Annotated in this window: 22 protein-coding genes; 12 read left to right on the top strand and 10 right to left on the bottom strand. The window is 44.0% G+C overall.

The annotated features are described in order from the left end of the window. Positions 1 to 658: 658 nt before the first annotated feature. The 5 genes from rpmH to mnmE all read left to right on the top strand — a co-directional run bounded on the left by rpmH (position 659) and on the right by mnmE (position 4765). On the top strand, positions 659 to 793 hold the full coding sequence (gene rpmH, locus O4M77_RS14605) for a 50S ribosomal protein L34 (protein ID WP_000831329.1): 135 nt from the start codon (positions 659 to 661) through the stop codon (positions 791 to 793). A 29-nt stretch (positions 794 to 822) separates the two neighbouring features. Then, the gene (gene rnpA / locus O4M77_RS14600) at positions 823 to 1218 is read left to right on the top strand and encodes a ribonuclease P protein component (RefSeq protein ID WP_034706193.1); all 396 of its coding nucleotides are present in this window, start codon (positions 823 to 825) and stop codon (positions 1216 to 1218) included. 9 nt (positions 1219 to 1227) lie between these two features. Next, entirely contained in the window at positions 1228 to 1548 is a 321-nt protein-coding gene (yidD, locus tag O4M77_RS14595) for a membrane protein insertion efficiency factor YidD (RefSeq protein ID WP_005233127.1), read from the top strand. Between the two features lie 5 nt (positions 1549 to 1553). Beyond that, positions 1554 to 3317, top strand: coding sequence for a membrane protein insertase YidC (yidC, locus tag O4M77_RS14590; RefSeq protein ID WP_179993056.1), 1764 nt, complete (start codon positions 1554 to 1556; stop codon positions 3315 to 3317). A 92-nt stretch (positions 3318 to 3409) separates the two neighbouring features. After that, complete coding sequence (gene mnmE / locus O4M77_RS14585) at positions 3410 to 4765, top strand: tRNA uridine-5-carboxymethylaminomethyl(34) synthesis GTPase MnmE (protein ID WP_323713651.1); 1356 nt, start codon at positions 3410 to 3412, stop codon at positions 4763 to 4765. Between the two features lie 43 nt (positions 4766 to 4808). Here mnmE and O4M77_RS14580 read toward each other — a convergent pair whose 3' ends face one another. After that, positions 4809 to 5954 (bottom strand): MFS transporter, encoded by a 1146-nt coding sequence (locus O4M77_RS14580; protein WP_323714116.1) that lies wholly within the window; start codon positions 5952 to 5954, stop codon positions 4809 to 4811. Between the two features lie 172 nt (positions 5955 to 6126). Continuing rightward, positions 6127 to 6390, bottom strand: a complete 264-nt coding sequence (locus O4M77_RS14575) for a metal/formaldehyde-sensitive transcriptional repressor (RefSeq protein ID WP_159124458.1) — start codon at positions 6388 to 6390, stop codon at positions 6127 to 6129. 56 nt (positions 6391 to 6446) lie between these two features. On the opposite strand from O4M77_RS14575, the gene dmeF reads away from it, so the two are divergent. Continuing rightward, a complete protein-coding gene (dmeF, locus tag O4M77_RS14570) occupies positions 6447 to 7382 on the top strand; it encodes a CDF family Co(II)/Ni(II) efflux transporter DmeF (RefSeq protein ID WP_323713650.1) in 936 nt (311 codons plus the stop codon). A gap of 136 nt (positions 7383 to 7518) precedes the next feature. Continuing rightward, positions 7519 to 8217: a DsbC family protein gene (locus tag O4M77_RS14565; protein ID WP_159124456.1), complete on the top strand. Its 699-nt coding sequence runs from the start codon at positions 7519 to 7521 to the stop codon at positions 8215 to 8217. Between the two features lie 78 nt (positions 8218 to 8295). On the opposite strand, the gene O4M77_RS14560 is transcribed toward O4M77_RS14565, so the two are convergent. The 5 genes from O4M77_RS14560 to O4M77_RS14540 form a co-directional block, all read right to left on the bottom strand. Further along, positions 8296 to 8553 (bottom strand): GlsB/YeaQ/YmgE family stress response membrane protein, encoded by a 258-nt coding sequence (locus tag O4M77_RS14560; RefSeq protein ID WP_005233088.1) that lies wholly within the window; start codon positions 8551 to 8553, stop codon positions 8296 to 8298. A 176-nt stretch (positions 8554 to 8729) separates the two neighbouring features. Then, positions 8730 to 9257: a hypoxanthine phosphoribosyltransferase gene (gene hpt / locus O4M77_RS14555; protein ID WP_004780337.1), complete on the bottom strand. Its 528-nt coding sequence runs from the start codon at positions 9255 to 9257 to the stop codon at positions 8730 to 8732. A 211-nt stretch (positions 9258 to 9468) separates the two neighbouring features. Beyond that, positions 9469 to 10788, bottom strand: a complete 1320-nt coding sequence (gene guaD, locus O4M77_RS14550) for a guanine deaminase (RefSeq protein ID WP_323713649.1) — start codon at positions 10786 to 10788, stop codon at positions 9469 to 9471. A 200-nt stretch (positions 10789 to 10988) separates the two neighbouring features. Continuing rightward, complete coding sequence (locus O4M77_RS14545; protein ID WP_004780335.1) at positions 10989 to 11954, bottom strand: TerC family protein; 966 nt, start codon at positions 11952 to 11954, stop codon at positions 10989 to 10991. Between the two features lie 331 nt (positions 11955 to 12285). Beyond that, positions 12286 to 13479 carry a sugar transporter gene (locus tag O4M77_RS14540; RefSeq protein WP_323714115.1) on the bottom strand — a complete coding sequence of 398 codons (1194 nt, stop codon included), beginning with the start codon at positions 13477 to 13479 and terminating at the stop codon, positions 12286 to 12288. Between the two features lie 292 nt (positions 13480 to 13771). Between O4M77_RS14540 and O4M77_RS14535 the strand changes: the two genes are divergently transcribed. After that, the gene (locus O4M77_RS14535; protein ID WP_004780333.1) at positions 13772 to 14059 is read left to right on the top strand and encodes a GNAT family N-acetyltransferase; all 288 of its coding nucleotides are present in this window, start codon (positions 13772 to 13774) and stop codon (positions 14057 to 14059) included. Here the strand turns inward: O4M77_RS14535 and O4M77_RS14530 are convergent. Next, positions 14052 to 14405, bottom strand: a complete 354-nt coding sequence (locus tag O4M77_RS14530; protein ID WP_005233077.1) for a hypothetical protein — start codon at positions 14403 to 14405, stop codon at positions 14052 to 14054. The two genes, O4M77_RS14535 and O4M77_RS14530, sit on opposite strands and share 8 nt — an antisense overlap. Positions 14406 to 14607: 202 nt before the next feature. Here O4M77_RS14530 and O4M77_RS14525 point away from each other — a divergent pair, with 202 nt between their 5' ends. Continuing rightward, positions 14608 to 15078, top strand: a complete 471-nt coding sequence (locus O4M77_RS14525) for a BLUF domain-containing protein (RefSeq protein ID WP_180034073.1) — start codon at positions 14608 to 14610, stop codon at positions 15076 to 15078. Between the two features lie 58 nt (positions 15079 to 15136). On the opposite strand, the gene O4M77_RS14520 is transcribed toward O4M77_RS14525, so the two are convergent. Then, a complete protein-coding gene (locus O4M77_RS14520) occupies positions 15137 to 16219 on the bottom strand; it encodes a zinc-dependent alcohol dehydrogenase family protein (protein WP_323713648.1) in 1083 nt (360 codons plus the stop codon). 345 nt (positions 16220 to 16564) lie between these two features. Further along, a complete protein-coding gene (gene mpl, locus O4M77_RS14515; RefSeq protein WP_323713647.1) occupies positions 16565 to 17929 on the bottom strand; it encodes a UDP-N-acetylmuramate:L-alanyl-gamma-D-glutamyl-meso-diaminopimelate ligase in 1365 nt (454 codons plus the stop codon). A 241-nt stretch (positions 17930 to 18170) separates the two neighbouring features. On the opposite strand from mpl, the gene O4M77_RS14510 reads away from it, so the two are divergent. The 3 genes from O4M77_RS14510 to O4M77_RS14500 all read left to right on the top strand — a co-directional run bounded on the left by O4M77_RS14510 (position 18171) and on the right by O4M77_RS14500 (position 20372). Further along, complete coding sequence (locus O4M77_RS14510; RefSeq protein ID WP_323714114.1) at positions 18171 to 18512, top strand: DMT family protein; 342 nt, start codon at positions 18171 to 18173, stop codon at positions 18510 to 18512. A gap of 197 nt (positions 18513 to 18709) precedes the next feature. Next, a complete protein-coding gene (purE, locus tag O4M77_RS14505) occupies positions 18710 to 19222 on the top strand; it encodes a 5-(carboxyamino)imidazole ribonucleotide mutase (RefSeq protein ID WP_004780321.1) in 513 nt (170 codons plus the stop codon). 28 nt (positions 19223 to 19250) lie between these two features. Continuing rightward, positions 19251 to 20372: a 5-(carboxyamino)imidazole ribonucleotide synthase gene (locus O4M77_RS14500; protein ID WP_179993046.1), complete on the top strand. Its 1122-nt coding sequence runs from the start codon at positions 19251 to 19253 to the stop codon at positions 20370 to 20372. The last annotated feature ends 143 nt before the right edge of the window (positions 20373 to 20515 follow it).

Below are 20515 nucleotides of genomic sequence, written 5' to 3'. Positions count from 1 at the left end.
GTGAATCCCCTATTCATTCCATTGTTAATCAAAAAGGCTGACCGCGACCAAAGCGGGTCGCCATTCTAACCAAGTTATCCACATCTGTCATGGCAATTTCCACAGATTTTGCGCAAAAAGCAGTCATGGTGGATAAATTTAAATTTAAAAAGCTGGTGTGGATAAGTTTATCCGCAAGCTGTGGATAAAATATAACACAAAGTTATCCACAAAGTATAAAATTAATAAAAACAGCTTTATCCACAAACTAAGTTTTTGTTTATTTAATACAAAATTAGCTTTTCCACAGAAAAAGTCCACCCTAATAGTAATAAATTTAAATTTATAAATTTGAATTTATTTATAAGATTCGGTTCTTTTGTGGATAACTAAGAAAAGTTTAAATTTAAATTCAAAGCTCATGAGTTAAATTTAGATTTCACATAAGTTGTGGATAACTATGTTGATATAAGTGTTAATAACTTATATTTAATTTTAAAACAAATAGTTATATTGTGGTTAACTTATATATAGGTATTTGAATACAATTTTTTTAATCCCTATTTACAATTTTGATTTCAGTCTTATTTGAAAAGAAAGTGGCTTTTGCATTGACAGCTCAAGCAATGAGCACTAAAATCGCGGACCTTTATAGAAAGATCATTTTTGGAGTTTCAATATGAAACGTACATTCCAACCATCTGAATTAAAGCGTAAACGCGTTCATGGTTTCCGTGCTCGTATGGCTACTAAAGCTGGTCGTCAAGTTCTAGCTCGCCGTCGTGCAAAAGGTCGTCACAGCTTAACTGTTTAATCAGTTAGGCTTTGCCGATTTTGGGTGTTATGACTACACTTTATAGTTTTGGTACAGAGCTTCGTTTACGCTGTGCTGCAGATTATAAAGGAGTCTTTGATGGTGCGCTTTTTAAAGTGCATCAACCCCATTTCCTTTTTCTTGCAAAACATTCCGAACTGCCAAACAGCCGTTTGGGTTTAGTTGTTGCCAAGAAAAAAGTGCGCCGTGCGCACGAACGAAATCGAGTAAAACGACTTGCTCGCGAAAGTTTTCGCCTGCATCAACAGCAACTAGATGATTTGGATATTGTGGTTATGCCTAAAGTAGGTATAGAGGCAGTGCCGAACGCAGAGTTGCATCAGCAATTACAATTTGCCTGGCAGAAACTCAACCGTCTTGCCAAAAAGCATTCCAAAATAGCATCATCCTCCCCACAAAAGTAGAGATGGCCAATGGTACGTTTACTGCATTGGTTAATACGTTTCTATCAGATTGCGATTAGTCCTTTATTGGGACCACGCTGTCGTTATATTCCAACATGTTCTCAATATTCCTTGGAAGCAGTCCATACACATGGAGCTGTACGTGGTGTGTGGCTGGCTACTAAGCGTATTTGCCGTTGTCATCCGTGGGGTGGCTCTGGATATGATCCGGTTCCCCCGAAAGCGATTCGTTTTATTTCATTTCAGCAAATAGATTCTCAAACGCTTCACGTTGCTGTACCCTTTCGTGATCGTTTATTGAACCAAAATCACTCTAACCACTTGGGGTAATACATATGCAACAATGGGCCAGGATTGCAATTCTCGGAGCCATGTTTGTTGTCGCATATTTGCTCATTTTGGCGTGGCAAAAAGATTATGGCAATGCTGAAACCAAACCACAGCAAGAAGCTGCGGTTGTTTCACATGAAGTATCTGCAGATTTGCCAAATGCTCAGACGGCGACGACCGCCTCTGATCTGCCACAAGCAAATATGCCAGCGCAGCAAGCAACGGATGCCACCGCACCTGTAAGTCAGCAGCTTATTTCAGTACAAACTGACCTTTATCATCTTTGGATCAATCCTAAAGGTGGTGATATTGTTCGTGTTGAATTACTCAATCATGACAAGAATAAAGACAGCGATGAACCGTTCGTCATGCTGGAAAGCGATGCGAAACGGACTTATGTCGCTCAGTCGGGCCTGATCGGTCTGAATGGACCGGACAGCAGCCGTAGTGGCCGTCCAACCTATGAGCTGGAAAAAACGGCTTATACACTGGCAGATGCCAAAGCCGCTAAAAATAAAGATGGCGAAACTGTCAAAGTACTTTCTGTACCTATGGTCTTTAAAACGGCTGATGGTGTAGAAGTCATTAAAACCTTCAACTTTACTGAAGGTGAATATCCGGTAGTTGTGAATCATAAAGTGGTCAACCGCAGCGGCCAGACCTGGCAAGGTCAGATGTTCGGTCAGATCAAACGTGACAATTCCGAAGATCCAGGTAAATCTGATCAGGGTATCTTCACACTGGGAACGTTCCTGGGCGGCGCTTGGGGTACACCGGATGAAAACTACAACAAGTTAAAATTTGACAACTTTGTTGAAGAAAAACTGAATACCGAAGCCAAAGGTGGCTGGGTTGCAATGGTTCAGCACTACTTCGTGAGTGCCTGGGTGCCAGGTAACCTGAAATTGACTCAAGCCAATGGTGAAGCCTACAGTGCGAAGCTGGAATCACGTAAATCAACTGATAACATGAATATCATTGGTTTTACTTCTCCAACTTTCAATGTGCCTGCAGGCACCGTAGCTGAAATCGATGCGACCTTCTACTCTGGTCCAAAAGTTCAATCGGAGCTGAAAGACCTAGCGACTGGTCTGAACCAGACTGTAGATTATGGCTGGTTATGGCCAATTGCCAAACTGCTGTTTGTTGGTCTTGAGTTCTTCCATGGTCTAGTGGGTAACTGGGGTTGGGCAATCATCCTGTTAACCGTACTGGTGAAACTGATCCTGTGGCCATTGTCGTCGAAGAGCTACCGCTCTATGGCGAAAATGCGTGTGATTGCACCTGAAATGCAACGCATGAAAGAAGAGTTCGGTGAAGACCGTATGCGCTTCTCTCAGGAAATGATGGCACTGTACAAACGTGAGCAGGTGAATCCACTTGCTGGCTGTTTACCATTGTTACTGCAAATGCCAATTTTCCTGGCACTGTACTGGGTACTGATGGAATCTGTAGAACTGCGCCATGCACCATGGATGTTCTGGATCCAAGATTTATCTTCAATGGATCCTTGGTTCATCCTGCCATTGATCATGGGTGCGACCATGTATATTCAGCAGATGCTGAATCCGCAGCCAACTGATCCAATGCAGGCGAAAGTGTTCAAGATTATGCCAGTGATCTTTACAGTATTCTTGCTGTTCTTCCCGGCAGGTCTGGTGTTGTACTGGATTGTGAACAACTTGATCACGATCTTGCAGCAAACACTGATCAACAAGTCTGTTGCCAAAGACCGTGCTAAACGCGATGAGGCAACACCAGTCAACTAAGTTGTACTGATGGGCTGAATAAATCCGCTTAAGATGGTAATCTTGAGCGGATTTTTTTTTGCTGTACTTTTAAGTTTTTCTAGGTGAATGTTATGCTCGACCGAACTACGATTGCTGCGATTGCAACTCCCCCAGGACGTGGCGGTGTAGGTGTCATTCGCCTGTCAGGTCCCAAGTCTTATGAAATTGCCCAGGCCTTGAGCCAAAAAGATTTGCCTAAAGCCCGTTTTGCCGGGTTCCGTCAGTTCTATGATGCAGCCGGTGAAGTAATGGACGAAGGTCTGGTGATCTGCTTCCCGAATCCGAATTCCTTTACTGGTGAAGATGTAGTAGAACTGCAAGGTCATGGTGGCCCGGTGATTCAGAATGCCCTGTTGGGCCGTTTGCTGGAACTGGGTGCCACTGCAGCCAAAGCCGGTGAATTCTCGATGCGTGCCTTTGAGAATGGCAAGCTGGATCTGGTACAGGCTGAAGCCATTGCCGATCTGATTGATGCGACCTCCCAAGCGGCTGCCCGGTCTGCAGTCCGTTCTCTACAAGGGGCATTCTCGACTAAGGTCAATACGGTATTAGAACAGCTGATTCACCTGCGCCTGCATGTCGAAGCGGCGATCGATTTCCCGGAAGAAGAAATTGACTTCTTGGCGGATGGCAAGATTTTAAACCTACTAGATAGCGTGGCGAATGCCGTTACTCAGGTTCAGCAATCTGCACGTCAGGGTCAGTTGCTGCGTGAAGGCTTACAGGTGGTGATTGCTGGAAAACCGAATGCAGGTAAATCGTCCCTGCTCAATGCCCTAGCAGGTAATGAACGTGCGATTGTGACCGATATTGCCGGAACAACCCGTGATGTATTGCATGAAAAGATCACATTGAATGGCCTGCCGATTACCCTGACTGATACTGCTGGTCTGCGTGAAACCGGCGATATCGTGGAAAAAGAAGGCATTCGCCGCGCAATTAAAGAAATTGAACAGGCCGATCTGCTGTTGCTGGTTTATGACCTGAGCCAAGGTGATGATCCATTACAACTCGCTCAAGAATATTTTGCCGAGCATCTCGAGCCGAAACGCCTGATCCTGATTGGGAATAAAGCCGATTTGACCGGTGCCGATGCTGTCATGGGAGATTTTAACGGCTTCCGTCACATTACCGTTTCAGCCAAGCAAGAAACTGGCGTCCAGTCGCTCATAGATGCGATTACGGCGCATGCAGGCTTCCAGCCTGAAGAAGATACCTTTATTGCCCGTACCCGTCATTTAGACGCAATGAAGCGCACTCAGATGTACCTAGCTGAAGCCCGTGAGCAACTTGTAGTGTATAACGCAGGTGAACTGGTCGCAGAGTCTTTACGTCTGGCACAGAATGCGCTGGGCGAAATTACGGGTGACTTTAGTGCGGATGACCTGCTGGGCAAGATCTTTGGATCGTTCTGTATTGGAAAATAATCCTTAAGTTATATAAAAAAGCCCTCAAATGTGGACTTTTTTATTAGGCTTTTAGCTGCAATTTTTGATGCCATAACCAAAGGATTAGACAGAGTGCACTGATCGCCACACAGAAACTGATCACGGCAAATCCTAAGCCGAAGTGATCAGCCAGATACCCCACCGCGATAATCGGCACAATCGTGCCCAAATAGCCAATAAACAGGTAAGTCGACATCACGGCTGCCCGATTTTGCAAGGTTGTGATCGCATGAATCACACCGAATGCGCCCATTAAGGCAAAACCATGTCCAATCCCGAATAAGATATCACTGGCGAAGAACAAGATACTTGCTTTAAGGATCATACAAAGAGCAAGGCTAACCAAGCTCACCAGCATAATCATCAAGCCAATATTCAGACATTTCTTTGCAGGAACAGCTTTAGCAAAGAACTGCACCACAGCAGAAATCAGCAAAATGCAGGTAATGGCGGTACCACTGACCAAAGGACCATGCCAAGGTAAGATATCCTGCACAAAAGACGGTGACAGTGAAGCAAATAAACTGAAAGCAGCAAAGGCATTAAATGCAGTTAATCCCACAATCATGAATACAGCATGATACTGAGGTTCAGGACGCAGTAATTTCGGTGCAATACTAAAAGGCTGGCGTTCAAAAGCAGGTGTTTTTAGCCAGAATAATCCGACAAAACACAGCACTGCCCCAAGAATAATTGGGAGGTATGGAGTAATTAATGGGGTTTGAGAGAACTGCGCAATCACTCCACCCACAAACGGCCCCAAACCAAAGCCTATGGCCGTCAGAATCGACACCAGTTGTGGTGCAAGCTGCTTGTAAGACTCTGGAATGGTTTGCATCATGCCCAGCATTGCTGAAGTGGTCATCAGGCCTGAAGCAATGCCAATAATAAAACGACCCACCGACAAAATCAGCGCATTCTCGGCAAAGACTGAAATGACCAAGCCAATGCTAATAAATACTAGGCCAATTTGCAGGGTTCTTAAGAAACCAATCGTGTTGCTGGTACGTCCCAGGAATAACAAGGTACCCAGACAGCCAAACATATAGGCGACAAAAATATAGGTAATCTGGCTTGGCGATAAATGCCAGATCTGTTGATAAATGGGATAAAGCGGACTTGCCAGTGCTGTACCGATGGTACCCATAATCAATGCAAGACTGACCATGGCGAAAGGTCGCCATGAGATATTTTCTGTCATGTAGCTGCCGTAAAAGTTTCACCACATTTTAAAAAGAATGATGTGGAAGAAAGAAGAGAATGGGTGGCAGTGTATCGGTTAGATGAAAAAGCGGTCAATTATCTTGCTGTAAACAAAACAAAAATATTGAGCTAAGCAATCAGCCATAACGTTTTAATAATTTTAAAAACTCAGCCAGTTTTTCTTCATTGACTGCAGCTTCTCCAATGACATGCTCTCTTAAATGGGTTTCGATCAACTCATTCATCAAACCGTTTATGGCACCTTTAACGGCTGCAACCTGTTGCAGGACCTGAATACAACCTGCTTCAGGATTCAGGAGAGACTGCTCTACAGCGTTCATCTGACCTTGCAAGCGCCGTACCCGGTTTAATATTTTTTTATCATCATGTACATGACTCACCACAAATCTCCAAAAATAAATATACTAGGGGGGAGTATTAATAACAGTTCCCTTTTATGCAAAAACATAACGCCGATTCGCACAGCCATCAATTTGATGAAGGTAATCCACTCGCACAGAAAAAGATTCTGTTTGCCACGATTCTGACCGCCGTCATGATGGTGCTGGAAGTATTAGGGGGATGGATCTTCCAGTCAATGGCTTTGCTTGCCGATGGCTGGCATATGGGCTCGCATGTATTGGCCTTGGGGCTGGCTTACTTTGCCTATAAAGCTGCCCGCCATTATACGAATGATCCCCGCTTTAATATGGGCACCTGGCGGATTGAAATTCTGGCCAGTTATAGCAGTGCAATTTTATTGCTTGTGGTAGCCGGTTTTATGGCGATTCATTCAGTAGAACGTCTATTTTCGCCAGTTCAGATTCATTATAACGAAGCCATTCCAATCGCGATTTTAGGACTATTGATTAATCTGGCCTGTGCTTGGTTGCTGCATGATGATGGGCACCATCACCATGATCATCATTACGGACATTCCCATCATGAGCATGATAATAATCATGGTCATCATGACTTGAACCATAAAGCGGCCTTTCTGCATGTGGTTGCTGATGCTGTAACTTCTGTTCTGGCCATTATTGCCTTGTTTGCTGGAAAATATATGGGCTGGGATTTTCTCGATGCAGTACTGGGACTGGTCGGCTCAATCCTGATTGCACGCTGGGCGGTTGGCCTGCTAAAGCAAAGTGCCAAGACTTTACTGGATGCCGATATGGATGCCCCAGTGGTCGAAGAAATACGTGAAGTCATTGCTGAATATGGGAATGATCTGCATTTAACTGACCTGCATGTATCGAGAGTCGGTAAAGGTAAATTTTCCTGTTTTGTTGCCGTTCAAACGGGAATCCCCATTAGTGCTGATCAAATCCGTGAGGCGATCTCTATTCATGAAGAAATCGTGCATATCTCGGTAGAAGTCAATCAGCATTAAAGGGTCAATGTTCCACGTGAAACATAACTGATTGATCAGTTCGATTTGAACATCAGGCTACATAAAATAGTCAGAATTTTCTTTGTAAAAAGACTAAAATCGAAACACATTTAACTTGGACCTGAGCAGGACATTCATGCAAATAAGAAATATGCTGCTGGCTTTGACCCTCTTCCCTGGCCTTAGCTTTGCCAATGTGGATACAGTTAAAGCCAATCTGGCAAAAAACAGTCCCAACCTGAAAATTGAAAATATTCAGCCTACCGAAATGAAAGGAATCTATAGCGGTTCCATGCAGGGGCAGATTGTCTATCTGAATGAAGATGCCCAGCATCTCCTAGCCGGTTCAATGTTTCGTATCCAGGACCAGCATAATCTGACTCAGGATTTATTACTCAAACAAAACAGTGTCGACTGGAAAAAGTTACCGCTTCAGGATGCGATTAAATCAGTCAGAGGGACCGGAAAACGTCAGCTTGCCATCTTTTCTGACCCAAATTGCCCGTATTGTAAACAACTTGAAGTAGAGCTGAAAAAACTCAAAGATGTCACGATTTATACCTTCATTCTGCCTTTAAAACAGCAGTCAATTGCGCCGTCCAAACAGGTTTATTGTGAAAAAAATCCGGCCCAGGCCTGGGAAGACCTGATTGGTCAAGGTATACAGCCTAAATCGAAAAAGAGCTGTAGCAATCCAATTGAACGTAATAAACAGCTGGCACAATCACTCGGTGTAAATGGCACTCCAGCGATTATTTTCTCGAATGGTTTTAAGGTCATGGGCGCTCAGCCAGCAGAACAGATTGAACAAGGTTTCAAAGAATTCGGCCTGTAAAATTCTGACTATGCTCAATAAAAAAAGAGCACCTATCTAGGTGCTCTTTTTATGAAAGAAACTTATACCAAGCAGAGCTTAGATTCGTTTACGTTTAGTCACCATATTGTAGATAAACAGGATGACTATGGCACCGATCACTGAAGCAATGAAGCCTGCGGCAGAATCTTGGGAGTACAAGCCCAGCATACGTCCGGCAAAGGTCGCAACCAGTGAACCGGCAATCCCCAGCAGGGTCGTAACAATGAATCCAGCCTTGTCATCACCAGGGTGAATTGCACGTGCAACCAGACCCGCAATAAAACCCACTACAATTGCAACGATAATTGACCACATCAGCATACTCCTTGTTATCATGTCTTTGTTTTTACATCAGGTTTATCTTGCGGCAAGAAAAGCCCTGAAAAAAGTCATGTCCTGCAACGGGCTGTTGCGTTTTTGTTTGCTGTGTTACTGAAATGATTCAAGAAATAAAAAAAAGTGGCACGAAGCCACTTCTTTTAAACCGGTTCTTAAAGACCGATTTCACCAATAAATGGAATATGACGGTATTTTTGATCATAGTCCAGGCCATAACCGACAATGAACTTGTCTTCGACTTCAAAGCCCAGGAATTTTACTTCCAGCTCGATTTCACGACGTGAAGGTTTGCTCACCAAAGTGCATAGTTCAATTGAGTTTGGCTGACGGGTTTGCAAGATTTCCAATACTTTGCTTAAGGTATTACCTGAGTCGATAATATCTTCAACCACCAGCACATCTTTACCACGGATTTCACCGTCCAGATCTTTCAGGATTTTGACATCACGGCTCGAAATCGTACCGCCGCCGTAGCTGGATACAGTCATGAAGTCGAGTTCATGTGGCTTGGTAATGGCACGACACAAGTCTGCCATGAAAATCACTGAACCGCGTAACAAACCGATAAGTACAAGCTCTTTGTCACTATTGGCATAGTGTGCATCGATTTTAGCACCAAGCTCTTTGACTTTAGCTTGAATTTCTTCAGCGGAAATCATTACGCTCATTTGAACGGTCATGGGTAGATACCTAAAAAATAAAAATAGCAAAATAAAAAAGGTGTTGACCTGCAACACCTGAATTGCAGCAATTTTAATACATCCTTGCTTGAGATGCACCTGTTTTACTTGCTGTAAATGTAATCAATTTTCGGGCTGCTGTGAATCTCTCTTCAGCGCAAAGGCACAGACGGCGACGATTGCAGCCAAAATGATCCTGCGCTGACGCGATTTATTGGGCCTTGACATAGACAGCCTGTCCATAGACATAAGTTGCTGCAATATTACGGTCATCTCCCAGCATGGTCAGTGCAAAAAAGGTGTCTTCAATATTTTTGGCTCTGCTCTGACGCAGTTGTTGTAAAGCGGTGGCATTAAGATCCAGCACCACAAAGTCTGCTTCTTTGCCCGCATTGAAATTCCCCAAGCGATCATCCAGACTTAAGGCTTTCGCACCACCCAAGGTCGCATGATATAGCGATTCAAAAGCCGAAAGTTTTTCTCCTTGCAGCTGTTGTACTTTATAAGCTTCATTTAAGGTTTGGAGCTGGTTAAAGGAGGTTCCTGCCCCGATATCAGTACCCAAGCCGACTTTTACGCCTTTATCCCAAGCTTTCTTCAGCGGAAATAAACCGCTACCCAGGAACAGGTTTGAGGTTGGGCAGAAGGCAATCGCAGAGTCGGTTTGATGCATGCACTCCCACTCCCCTTCCTCCAGATGCACACAATGCGCAAATACGGATTTAGCACCGGTCAGCCCATAATGATGATAGACATCCAGATAGCCTTCACGTTCCGGAAAGAGTTCTTTTACCCAGGCAATCTCGTTTTTATTTTCACTGAGATGAGTATGGACATAGACATCTGGATATTCAGCTTTTAACTGACCTGCTTTTTCTAGCTGTTCAGGGGTTGAGGTTGGAGCAAAACGGGGCGTAATCGCATAAAGATTACGTCCCTTACCATGCCATTTCTCAATCAGGGCTTTAGAATCGCTATAGGCAGATTCTGCGGTATCGGTTAGGGCTTCAGGTGCATGGCGGTCCATCAGCACTTTACCGGCAATCAGTCGCATATTCTGTGCTGTAGCCGCTTCGAACAGTGCTTCTACCGAAGCCGGATGAACGGTACAGAACACCAAAGCTGTGGTTGTACCATTCTTCAGCAGTTCCTGAATAAAGAACTGTGCAATTTTCTGGCTATAAGCTGGATCCTGAAACTGGATCTCAGTCGGGAAGGTATAAGTATTTAACCATTCCAGTAGCTGTTCACCATAGGCACCGACCATTTCGGTTTGCGGGAAATGGATATGGGTATCAATAAAACCTGGCACGATCAGCTGCTCAGGATAATGAGATACCTGCACTCCTTCAGGCAGATGCTGCTGCCCCTCTTCCCAGCTGCCAAACCATTGAATCTCACCATTCTGGCTGATGAGCAAGCCATCTTCTACATATCGCACTTGGTCGTGAATTTCACGCGCTTGGGCAACCGTATTCTTGATATCCAGGAAGCGACCGCGTATTGCCGTCGTTGCAATGATAGAAGACATTTAAAACCTGCGCTTTTTGATTTTTCCGATTGATTGTAGCTGAAAAAATTAGCATGTTTATATGAACATTCATATTTAACCATGCGTATTTTTTATGAGATCAGACAATCACGAATAATTTCAACAGAGCGTGCGTATGCAGCTGAGCTTATAGACAAATAAAAAAGCCTGCATCAGCAGGCTTTTTTTTATGATTAGCTTTACAGCGTAGTTTCGTTATGTTTCTTGCTATGACGAATCGACAAGATCGCAGTCACTGTCAAGACAATCACAATAAAGCTCAGTGAAATCCAGATCGGCATATGGAATACATCCAGCATCAACATCTTAAAGCCGATAAAGACCAGAATCAAACCTAGGCCATAAGGCAGATAATGCATTTTTGAGGCTGCACCTGAGAGCAGGAAGAACATTGCACGCAGGCCTAAAATTGCCATCAGGTTCGCAGTAAGCACAATGAAGGGGTCGGTGGTGACAGCAAAAATAGCCGGAATAGAATCGACTGCGAAGATTACATCAGAGGCTTCGACCAGAATCAGCACCAAGAATAACGGCGTTGCCCAAAGCAAACCATTTTGACGGACAAAGAATTTATCGCCCTGAAGTTGCGGGGTGATACGCATATGTTTACGTAGCCATTTCAGAATGGCCATATCTTCAATATTGCTGTCTTCTTCGTGCTGACCACGCAGGAATTTGAAGCCGGTATACACCAGGAACGCACCGAAGAGATACAGAATCCAGGAGAATTCCTGTACAAACCAGGCACCAATAAAAATAAAGATTGTTCTGAGCACAATTGCACCCAGTACACCATATAACAGCAATTTACGTTGTAGCGCTGGTGGAATGGCAAAGGCGGCAAAGATCATTAGCCAGACAAAGACATTATCAATTGCCAAGGATTTTTCCAGCAGATAACCGGCAAAGTATTCCATGACCTTGGTATTGGCAATTGCCGCACCTGCAGTCTGCTCCAGATACAGCCATAATCCACCACCAAATAAAGTCGCGACACTGACCCAGGCGATACTCCAGTAGGCAGCGGTACGGACTTTTACTTCCTGACCATGCTGATGTTTAAAGCCGACAAAATCGATCACCAGCATGACGGCGACAATTGCGAAAAAGACAAGATACAGCCAGAGCGTACCAATTGTTTCCATGTGAATTCTCCACATCGGACGACTGGCCATAAAAAAACCTTGACCAGCTGCCAGATGAAAAACATCTATAACAACATGATCAAGGTCTTGCCTACATCTTAGTGTTTCACTTTTTTATATCAAGTGTGACCTAAAGATGCTCAGATACCGACTTTTTGCAAAGTGTAATGACGATATTCTGACACGTTTAAAAACTGAAATTTCATTCTTAAACGTTTGGAGGAGGCTACTCCCCTTGTTCAAACTCAATTCTGTTTGAGCAATTGCTCAATATCAGATGAGCATGACAGATTTTATGCATAATCACAAATTATTTTACAAAAAGCAGCGTTTAATCAGCGGCTTTGGGCAAAAAGTCTAGGCGCTGAACCAAATAAAGACTAAGCAGAAATCCAAGGATCGCCAGCCCTGCGCCTACCCAGCCAATGTTCGATAGCCCAATCTGAAGCGTGACTATACTGCCAAGCAAAGCTCCTCCGCCAATACCGACATTATACAGGCTTGAATAAATGGCCATAGCAACATCGGTGGCATCTGCAGCCAGGTTCAAGGTTTTGGATTGTAGAGCCAAGCTGAAACCAATGATGCTCAAACCCCATAGTAGAGATAAGCCAGACAGACCTGTGACTGTGCTCGACAGTGGTAATAACAGCAGCATGGAAATAACCAGTCCAAAAGTAAAAGCAGGAATAGTCATTTTCGGAAACTGTGCGGCAAAGCGGCCAAACAGATAAGAACCCAGGAATCCTGCTCCGCCATAAACCAGAAGTAAAGTTGTGGTCTGGGCTGAATCAAAGCGGGCGATATTCAGGGAGAATGGTTCAATATAGCTATAAGCGGTAAACTGCGCCGTAATCACCAGAATGGTGAGGGTAAAGACTAGCATCAGGCTTGGACGTTTGATCAGGCTTTTTAAGCTGCTGAGGGAGCCTGAATTGACACTTGGAAGCAATGGCAAGGTTTTGGCCAGAATCAGGCAAATGATCAATGCGAGACACGCAATCAGGGCAAAACTGTTACGCCAGCCATACGCCTCACCAATCATCCGGCCAAATGGAATACCGAGCACCATCGCCATCGCCGTTCCTGTGGCTAATAAACCAAGTGCCTGAAACTCTTTACCTTTCGGTGCGACCCGAACCGCGAGTGAAGCGGTAATCGACCAGAACAAGGCATGTGCGATGGCAATCCCTATCCGACTGATCACCAGCGTGCTAAAACTCCAGGCAAAATAGGACAGCACATGACTTAAAATAAAGACCGCAAAGACCAGCATCAGTAGAAAACGCCGTTCTATGGCTTTAGTGAGCAGCATGATCGGAAGAGATAGTAGGGCCACGATCCAAGCATAAATGGTCAGCATGATGCCGGCCTGAGTGGCGGACATGGCAAAGCTTTGCCCGATTCCACTCAGTAATGCCACAGGAATAAATTCGGTGGTGTTAAAAATAAAAGCCGCGCAGGCTAAAGCGATGACACCAATCCATTGCTTGGTGACGGAAGAAGCGGAAGATGAGTCAGACATACGAAGTTGCATGTAAAAAGATGCTGCATTCTAATCCTGTCTTTCTCAATTAGGGAGTAGGTAAAATTAAATTTTTGGGGTGATATGTGATCACTCAAACTGCATCACCCTCAATCAGGCAAAATAGAGAAATAAAAAGTTATCAATATTTGAAAAAAATCACAGGAAATGATGAAAGAAAATAAAAAATTTCATCCAATATTAAAAACTTAACAATAATTCATATTATTTCTTTAAGAAGATGTTTTAAATTAAATAAACCAATAATTTTATTAAGGGATCAGCCTTCAGTATGGACATTCAACATCAAGATTCAAAACGCGGCGGTGTATTTTTTATGGAGGAAGATGGTCGACGTCTTGCTGAAATTACATATCAGTGGCAAGAAGCATCGACCATCGTGGCTGATCATACCTGGGTAGATAATTCCTTACGTGGTCAAGGCGTAGCACGCAAAATGCTGGATGTGCTGGTCGACTTTGCCCGCAAGAATAGCTTAAAAATTATTCCCCAGTGTTCCTATGTAGATGTCATGTTTAAACGTGATCGCAGCCTACAGGATGTTGCAGCTGCTATTTAGCAATTGAATTAAACTTATCCAAGATAGAGATATGTTGTAATTTGCCCTTAAGTGCAGGTACAGAAATATGCTGCAGCAGGTTATATACGCCATAACCTGCCATCAGGCCTATGCTGTTCCATAACACTTCTTCATATTTGCCTAACAGCGTAAGTATTCCCATCATCAGGCTTACGCTGATATAAAAAAACATACGACGGCGAACAAACTGTAAAAGCGTCCAGCCTATAAAAACTGAACTGAGCAGAATGTTGGTTTCGGTCGTCAAGGCCAGTTCATTCAGCATAATCAAAAGCATAAAACATATACACAACAACGCTACAGTGAAAATCAGATCTTTTAACATCAGGTTTCACTCCTTCATTATTATTGCTATATATCTGAAATCATTGATTTCCTCTCAGGAAGTAATTGTTAGAAGTTTTCTTTGGAAAAGCAAACCTAAAATAATGTAAGCAAAAACGGATATTTGCTTAAAAAATGATCGACTAAAATTAAAATAATTGATTAAATTATGTTTTTAATTCTTTCTGCAGTGAGATGACCTTATGCTACAGCTTTGCTACGCCAGTGAACGGATAGAATCTGAACAAGAGTTATTACAGGATCTTAGCGATATATTATCTGTAGCGAGAAAATTTAATAAAGCTCATCAGATTAACGGGGTTTTATATTATTCCCACGGTAAGTTTTTTCAATGTCTGGAAGGTGAGGCAGAGGTGGTAGAAAATCTGTTTCAGAGTATTTGCCGTGATCCACGCCATCATCAGGTGCTTCGCTTTCAGGATGCAACGGTAGAACGTCCACATTTCTCGGAATGGTCAATGAAATATGTCCATAAACACAGTGAAATTTCTTCTTTATTTTCACGTTTCGGTTTAGGTCAGTTTGAACCTCATGCACTGCAACAGGAACAGCTGGGGGCATTCCTGGAACTGCTCTATCGTCTGGATGAAAATCAGGCCAATCTTGCTTCTCCTCAAGGTTATAAACAGCGTGGTTATATTCCCTATTTTTAATTGATGCTAAAAAATAAAGAAGTCCGCATAGCGGACTTTTTTTGTTGTCGATAATGATTTAAATCATTTCAATCATGACCTTTAAAGCCTTTTCGTCAGAGGCATGTTTAAACACATCATAGGCCTTTTCAAATTCAGCAAACTTAAAGTGATGGGTGGCCAGTTTTTCCAGTGGCAATTTGCCGGAACAGCTGGTTTTGAGCAGCATGCCAGTGGTATTGGTATTGACCAGGCCTGTGGTAATGGTCAGGTTTTTGATCCAGAGTTTATTCAGTTCAAAATTGACGGATTTGCCATGTACACCGACATTGGCCAGATGGCCGCCCTCTTTTATAATGTGCTGGCAAATATTCCAGGTGGCTTCCAAGCCCACCGCTTCAATAGCACAGTCCACTCCTCGCCCATCAGTGAGTTCCAGTACACGTTGAATAGCATCCTCATTGGCTGAATTCACGGTATGGGTGGCCCCGACAGTTTTGGCAAATTCCAGCCGGTTATCATCGACATCGACCATGATGATATTGGCTGGAGAATAAAACTGGGCAGTGAGCAAGGCACTCATGCCAATCGGGCCGGCACCGACAATCGCTACATTGTCTCCCGGTTTGACCTGACCATATTGCACACCAATTTCATGGGAGGTCGGCAAAATATCGGAAAGAAAGACCGCAACATCTTCATTTAGACCTTCTGGTAGGTGATAGAGAGAAGTGTCGGCAAATGGGGTTCGGACATATTCGGCATGAGTGCCGTCAATCATATAGCCCATGATCCAGCCACCCTCGTTTCTACAATGGGCATACAGCTGTTTCTGGCAGTTTTCACAGGTGCCGCAGCGGCTGACACAGGAAATAATCACCCGATCACCTTTTTTAAAGTTTTGAACTGCGGAACCGACTTCTTCCACAATACCAATACCTTCATGACCGAGAATCCGGCCATTAAAGCTGCCGGTTTTTTCTTTTGCGACTTCTTCAATTTCGGGATTTTTACCTTTCCATATCCCGAGGTCAGTACCACAAATGGTGACTTTGCTAAGTTTGATAATGGCATCAATGGGTTGCAGAATGTGTGGAATGGGACGTTCTTCAAAGCGGATATCATTGGCGCCGTAATAAACCATGGCTTTCATTGTTGTCATGACAGATCTCCTAGGGGAATGAGGGTCTGAACAAGAGAGATAAAGCTATTTTTTGCTGCCTTTACAGCCTGGAAAATCATCAGGAGGGTTGAAGATAAAAGAGGATCGAAATGCTGTTGTTCTTATTGATTGTGCCTAGGGCACTCAAAGACTGCAATGAGTCTTATGTCCAGATTGCAACAAAAGATAATGAAAAGAAAAAAGATAAATTTTAGCTGTTTTAACATTGAAATAAGAAAGTTGATTTGAACTTGAATGAAGTTTAATTTTCTTAAAAAAGATAGAAAGCGAATTTAATTTTTAAAATAAAAAAGCCCGCTATTACGGGCTTTTTTATATAAATTTTTAAGCTTTTAAAGCACTAATCAGTTTTTGATGCAGACTGCCAAAACCACCATTGGACATGATTACCACCGCATCGCCCTCACCTGCTTCAGCCACCACGGTTTGGATAATCTCATCCAGGGTACGTGCAACTACAGCTTTATTCGGTGCAGCGTCAATTACCGGTTGCAGATCCCAGTCCAGACCTTCAGGTTGATACCAGATCACTTCATCCGCCAGACGCGCGGAATGTGCCAAACCATCTTTATGGCTGCCCATGCGCATGGTATTGGAACGTGGTTCAATAATCGCCCAGAGTTTGCGTTCACCCAGACGTTTACGCGCGCCTTCTAAGGTCGTATCAATCGCCGTTGGATGGTGCGCGAAATCATCATAAACCTCGATACCACGGACTGTGCCTAACAGTTCCATACGGCGCTTAACACCGCCAAAGTTTGAAAGTGCTTCACAAGCCGTTTCAATAGAGACACCGACATGTTCAGCAGCAGCAATCGTTGCCAGTGCATTGGCTACACTATGCTGACCCGTCATATTCCATTTCACTTCGCCTTTCACGATACCGTATTGGAGTACCTTGAAGTGAGAACCATCTTCTGAAAGCTGTTCAGCATAAAGCTCAGATTTTTCATTGGCATCTAATGAAGTACGAACCACAGGCGTCCAGCAGCCCTGCTCTAGCACTTCATCAATATTCGTTTCAGTAATTGGCGTAATAATGCGGCCTTCACTTGGAATGGTACGCACTAAATGGTGGAACTGTTTCTGGATCGCTGCCAGATCATCAAAGATATCGGCATGGTCAAATTCCAGATTGTTCAGAATCGCCGTTTTAGGATGGTAATGCACGAACTTGGAACGCTTGTCGAAAAAGGCAGAATCATATTCATCGGCTTCGACACAGAAGTATTTCCCGCCACCTAAACGCGCACTTTCAGAAAAGCCAAGCGGTACACCGCCAATCAGGAAGCCAGGTTCTAAACCGGCCTGATCCAGTACCCATGCCAGCATGGTGGTAGTTGTGGTTTTACCATGCGTACCAGCTACACCTAAAACGTGTTTACCTTGCAGGACATGATCTGCCAGAAACTGTGGACCTGAAATATAAGGCAGGCCTTCATTCAGCATATATTCTACAGCATCAATACCACGTTTCATGGCATTGCCGACAATGATCAGATCCGGATGCGGCTGTAAATGGCTGCGGTCGTAGCCCTGCATTAAAGTAATGCCTGCATTTTCCAGCTGGGTCGACATCGGTGGATAAACGTTTTGATCCGATCCTGTCACCTTATGGCCTAGATCACGTGCCAGTAATGCCAGTGAACCCATAAAGGTGCCACAAATACCCAAAATATGCAGATGCATCTACTTCACTCCATTTTGCCTGACACATCACTTTGTACTGGTGCTGTTGCCATGATTTATTCGATTTGCAAGCAACGATAGCAAGGCTTTGACCGAAAAGATAGTCAAAGTTCAAGCATTCCTGCGGGATTTTTTAAATCCTGTTTCACAGACAAATTCAGGGAAATTTTCAAGCTTCCGGAATATCTTTTGGCAAAATAAATCGTAAAATAAGCCCGAACTTTTTGCAGAGTGCATGCAGATGCTACCGGCTCTATTTCTTCTGGTGATTGCCAACTGTTTTATGACCCTGGCCTGGTATGGACATCTCAAATTCCTGCCGCATGATGCACCACTGTGGCAGGCGATTTTATTTAGCTGGGCGATAGCCCTGTTTGAATATAGCTTGATGATTCCAGCGACCAAATTATTAGCCCAACAGGGACTGGCGGTGGGTCAAATGAAAATTACCCAGGAAGTCGTCACTCTACTGGTCTTTGTTCCCTTTATGATTTTCCTGTTCAAACAGCCGTTTAAACTGGATTATTTATGGGCAGCGCTATGTCTCTGTGGCTCTGTCTATTTTGTATTCCGCAGTTCCTGAAATCATCTACTAGCCACTACTTCCCTATTTTTATTCCAGTTTTTAAGAATCCAATAAAAAAATAAGAAAAATCGAGCCTTGCTTTGACCGTTAAATTTTATGAAGCTGAAAAATCAGTCTATAATATGCATTCCTATTCAAGCTTGGCTCTCTCGTCGAGATTTATCTTTCTTACTTTAATCTCTGGAAAATTTGCAATGAATGCGGCTGCTGCACAAGATACTCCTCTCGTAGGTATTATCATGGGTTCTCAATCAGATTGGGCAACTCTCGAACACACTGCCAAAATGCTCAAGCAGCTTGGTGTCCCATTTGAAGCCGAAGTCGTTTCCGCACACCGTACCCCGGACCGTCTGTTTGAATATGCTGAACAAGCGCGTGATCGTGGTATTCAGGTGATTATTGCCGGTGCAGGTGGTGCAGCGCATTTACCAGGTATGTGTGCAGCCAAAACTGATTTGCCAGTACTGGGTGTACCTGTCAAATCTTCGATCTTAAATGGTGTCGATTCATTGCTTTCTATCGTGCAAATGCCAGCGGGTATCGCCGTAGGAACATTGGCCATTGGTCCTGCCGGTGCAACCAATGCAGCCATTATGGCAGCACAAATTTTAGGTTTAACCCGCCCAGAGATCGCAAAAAATGTCGCAGATTTCCGTGCGGCACAAACCGAGAAAGTCGCAAGTAACAATATTCCAGGTCAAATGTAAGTCCAAGCTTAATACGGGATCAAACACAATGGATAAAACCATCGGTATTTTTGGTGGCGGCCAGCTAGGCCGGATGATGGCACAAGCCGCACTACCTCTAAATATTCAATGTACGTTCTTTGAAGCCAATACGGACTGCCCTTCTGCGGCTTTGGGTCCGGTTTTCTCAACAAAAGCTGTAAATGGCTTGCAGGATTTCATCAATAGCGCAGATGTCTTCAGCCTGGAGTTTGAAAATACACCCCTAGCTGATGTCGACGTTTTAACGCAAAACAAAGATCTGCATCCGCCTCGTCAGGCTTTAGCTATTGCACAACATCGTCTGTCTGAAAAGGCACTATTTGATGAACTGGAAATTCCGGTTGCACCATATAAAGCGGTGACTTCAGTCGAAAGCTTGCAGGCGGCCGTTGCTGAGCTTGGCTTACCGATCGTGCTAAAAACCTCTCGTGGTGGTTATGACGGCAAAGGCCAGTTCGTTCTACGTTCAGCAGATCAGATTGATCAGGCCTGGGCGGAACTCGGCCCTGCTGGTGAATTGATTGCCGAAAGTTTTGTGACTTTCTCGCGTGAAGTATCCATCATTGCGGTACGTGGTCAAAATGGTGATGTCAAAACCTGGCCATTGGCTGAAAATCATCACCATAACGGCATCCTGTCGCATTCCATCGTTCCGGCACCCAATAGTGCGGATCTGCAGCCAGTCGCGCAGGATTACATCACTCGCCTGCTCAATCACTTGAATTATGTGGGTGTCTTGACCCTTGAGCTGTTTGTGACAGACAAAGGCCTGTATGCAAATGAAATGGCACCACGTGTGCATAACTCAGGTCACTGGTCGATTGAAGGCGCTGTCTGCTCGCAGTTTGAAAACCATATTCGTGCGGTCGCAGGTCTGCCACTGGGTTCAACTGAAGTGGTGCGTCCAACCGTGATGGTGAACATTATCGGTCAGCATCCCAAATCTGAAGATGTCCTGACTTTAGAAGGCGCACACCTGCATCTGTACAATAAAACAGAACGTGAAGGTCGCAAGATTGGTCACATCACTTTGATGCCCACAGACAGCGCTCAGCTGACCACTTTATGCCGTCAACTGGCGAAGATTTTACCGAATCCATTGGCATTGAGCGAAGATATGACCATCTAAGCTTTAAGCTGCTGATAAAAAAAGCGATCACTTCGGTGATCGCTTTTTTATTTGTCCAGATTCAGGCATGATTGCGCCTCTTTAAAAATCCCCTGCCATTGGTCGGATCATTTTTAAAATCAATTGCTTATAAACTGATCAAT

The sequence above is a fragment of the Acinetobacter sp. YWS30-1 genome, from assembly GCF_033558715.1.
In the GTDB taxonomy this organism is placed as follows: domain Bacteria; phylum Pseudomonadota; class Gammaproteobacteria; order Pseudomonadales; family Moraxellaceae; genus Acinetobacter.
Note: the sequence above shows the minus strand (reverse complement) of the source record. Positions and strands in the feature narration are given on the sequence as shown.